The sequence below is a fragment of the Frankia canadensis genome, assembly GCF_900197875.1.
Lineage (GTDB): Bacteria > Actinomycetota > Actinomycetes > Frankiales > Frankiaceae > Frankia > Frankia canadensis.
The window spans coordinates 1-2,761 of sequence record NZ_FZMO01000349.1 but is presented as its reverse complement, the minus strand read 5'-3'; the positions used below and the strand labels follow the sequence as shown (position 1 = coordinate 2,761).

Annotated in this window: 3 protein-coding genes; all 3 read right to left on the bottom strand. The window is 75.9% G+C overall.

Annotation, left to right across the window (positions count from 1 at the left end):
- The coding region (locus tag C1A33_RS35195) for a hypothetical protein (RefSeq protein WP_207770456.1) at nucleotides 1–883 on the bottom strand (883 nt) is incomplete at its 3' end.
- A 193-nt stretch (nucleotides 884–1,076) separates the two neighbouring features.
- Nucleotides 1,077–1,529 carry a deaminase gene (locus C1A33_RS23395; RefSeq protein ID WP_101833508.1) on the bottom strand — a complete coding sequence of 151 codons (453 nt, stop codon included), beginning with the start codon at nucleotides 1,527–1,529 and terminating at the stop codon, nucleotides 1,077–1,079.
- 134 nt (nucleotides 1,530–1,663) lie between these two features.
- The coding region (locus tag C1A33_RS23390; RefSeq protein WP_423748131.1) for a cation diffusion facilitator family transporter at nucleotides 1,664–2,761 on the bottom strand (1,098 nt) is incomplete at its 5' end.

Genomic DNA, 2,761 nt, shown 5'->3' with positions numbered 1-2,761 from the left:
GGGAAAGGATGCACTGGGGCGCGGGGATGACCCAGTGGACGCGCCGCGCCCACTCCTCGGACGCGCCGGCGGGCAGCACCACCGTGAGCCGGGCCCGCAACGCGGCGGGCAGGGCGTCGGCGAGCCGGCCCACCAGCGCGAGCACGCCAGCCGGTAGCAGCTGCGGCGCGGCGCCGAGAAACAGGTCGAACCGGGCGGGGTCATGCGGGGTCACGTCCGCGACGCGGTCAGCCTCGTGCCCGGCGGTCCCGGCGGTGTCGGCGGTCCCGGCGGTGTCGGCGGTCCCGGCGGTGTCGGCGGTGTCGGAGCCGGCGGTGTCGGAGCCGGCGGTGTCGGCGGCGCGCAGCACGAGTCCGCTGGGGACGACCCGCAGCGACCAGCCGCCGCCGAGGTCATACCGGCCGCCGCCAAGGTCGGGCAGGCCGGGCACGGGCGCCTGCCAGCGCACGAGGCGCGCCGGCCCGCCGGGTGGGTGGACGACGCGCTCGGCCAGCGGATGCCATCCTTCGCCGCGGACACGGTCCACCGCGGTGACCCTGGCCACGCCGTCCTGTCCGGCGAGCAGCAGACCGTGCTGGGCCATCACCGGTCGGCCCGCGCGGTCCGCGAGGCGGCGGGCGAGCCCCTGCGGGTCGTCGGTGGGCTCGTCGCCGTGGCAGACCACGATCGGCTCGCCGTGGCCGTCGACGGCGAGCGAGGCCAGCAGCCCGGCAAGCGGCTCGGCCGCCGGCATCGGTTCGCCGACAGCACCGACGATCACCGTGATCGCACCGCCCGGATCGGGCAGGGCGCGCGGTGCCGGATCGTCGGCTGGCGGATCGCCGTGGCCGTCGCCCGCACCGGTCGGCCCGCCGGCGGCGCGCACCCACAGCCCGGCACGCACGGACATCACCTGGAGGCCAGCCGGTGCGTGCGTGCCCGCGAGCCGTGCCGGTAATGGTGCTGGGGACTCGGTACGCACCGGGCGCCGGCCCATCCGCATGCTGTGCGCCTTTCCGCCGTTTATCCCCGCGCACCGAGCACGTCCGGGAACGCCCTGGCGGTTCACCCGCCCGGACAGGGCGCGGGGGACCGTGTCAGACGGACAGGTGGGCGTTCACCGCCCGCGCCCGCGCGGCGAGCTCGGGCAGCTCCACCACGGTGACGCCGGCCGCGGTGAGCAGCTCGACGCCCTGGCAGTCCGCCACGAAGAGGCTGGGCTCGCGCCAGGCGATGACGACCCGGGCGATGCCGGCGTCCAGGATCAGGCGGGCGCAGGGCCGGGGCCGGGACCTGCGCTGGGAGCACGGTTCGAGGGTGCTGTAGAGCGTCGCGGTGGCCAGGCGGGGATCGCCGGGCGCCAGTTTCGCGAGCGCGGACTCCTCCGCGTGTACCGCCGCGTCGACCTCGCGGGAGAATCCGGACGCGATCTCCTGCCCGTCCTCGTCGACGAGGACGGCGCCGACGGAGTACGCGCCGGTGGCCGGCGGGCAGCGACGGGCGAGCTCGAGCGCGCGCTCCATCCACCGATGATCGTCAAGCTGGGACATGCCGCTCGTCCTTCCCCCAGCGGGTCCGGTGACCGCGGGCCCCGGCAGTCGCGCAGGCGACGCGGTGACGTGGCGTCGCCATGGCCTCGAGTCTGCCATCCCGCAGCGGCCCGTCCGGAGGCGGCGACCGCCCGTCAGGACACCGGTTCGTGGGCCCGGTCGCCGGGCAGCGGGTCACCGTCCGGTCCCAGCGAGATCTCGTCGGGGGCGGACAGGCTCAGCACCGCGTGCACGACGGCCGGGGACGCCGTCAGGGCGGCCTCGACGCCACGCAGGCGGATCGCGACGTCCGGCTCGATCTCGTCTCCGACGAGATCGACGTCTCCGACCACGGTCACCATCCGCGGGCCCACCACCTCGACGCGCAACCGGGTGACCCGGTCGACGTCCGGGAGCGCGAGCAGCGCGCGGATCGTCGCCGTCCGCACCCGCGGGTCGGCCTCCTGTCCGACGAGGAACCGCCGGTTGCGCCCGATCAGCACCAGCGCCACCGCGCCGAGCAGCACGCCCACCAGGATCGATCCCAGCGCGTCGAACGCCGCGATCCCGGTGGCCTGGTGCAGCCCGAGACCGAGGGCGGCGAGCAGCACTCCGGCGAGGGCGGCCGAGTCCTCGGCGAACACCGCGCGCAGCGTCGGGTCCGTAGTGAGCAGGACATGCTCGATGACGTCGCGGTCCATCGAGGCGGCCTCGCGGCGGGCCTGGCGCGCGGACTGCAGGAACGAGACGCCCTCCAGCACGAACGACACCGCGAGCACGATGTAGCCGACCAGGTACTCGCCGCCGGACTCCCCCGCGAGCAGCTCCTGCACGCCGTGGGTGATCGACACCGCGCCGCCGGCGACGAACAGCCCCATCGCGGCGAACAGCGCCCACACGTACGCCTCCCGCCCGAAGCCCTGCGGATGGTCCGGCTCCGGCGGGCGGCGGCTGCGCCGGTTGGCGAGCACCAGGAACACCTCGTTGCCGGTGTCCGCCCAGGAGTGGGCCGCCTCCGCCACCATCGACGCGGAGCCGGTCAGCATCGCCGCCACCGACTTCGCCGCGGCGATCACCAGGTTGGCGAGGAAGGCGATCGCCACGGTCAGCGCGCTCTCGGCCGCGCCGGCACCGCCATCCTGCTGCAGCGGGATAGCCTCGCGTGCCTCCGCCGGCAGGTCGGCGGTTTCGACGGCGGGCTCCGCGGGGGGTTCGACGGCGGACGGCGGCGGGCTCGTGGGAGCGGGTACGCG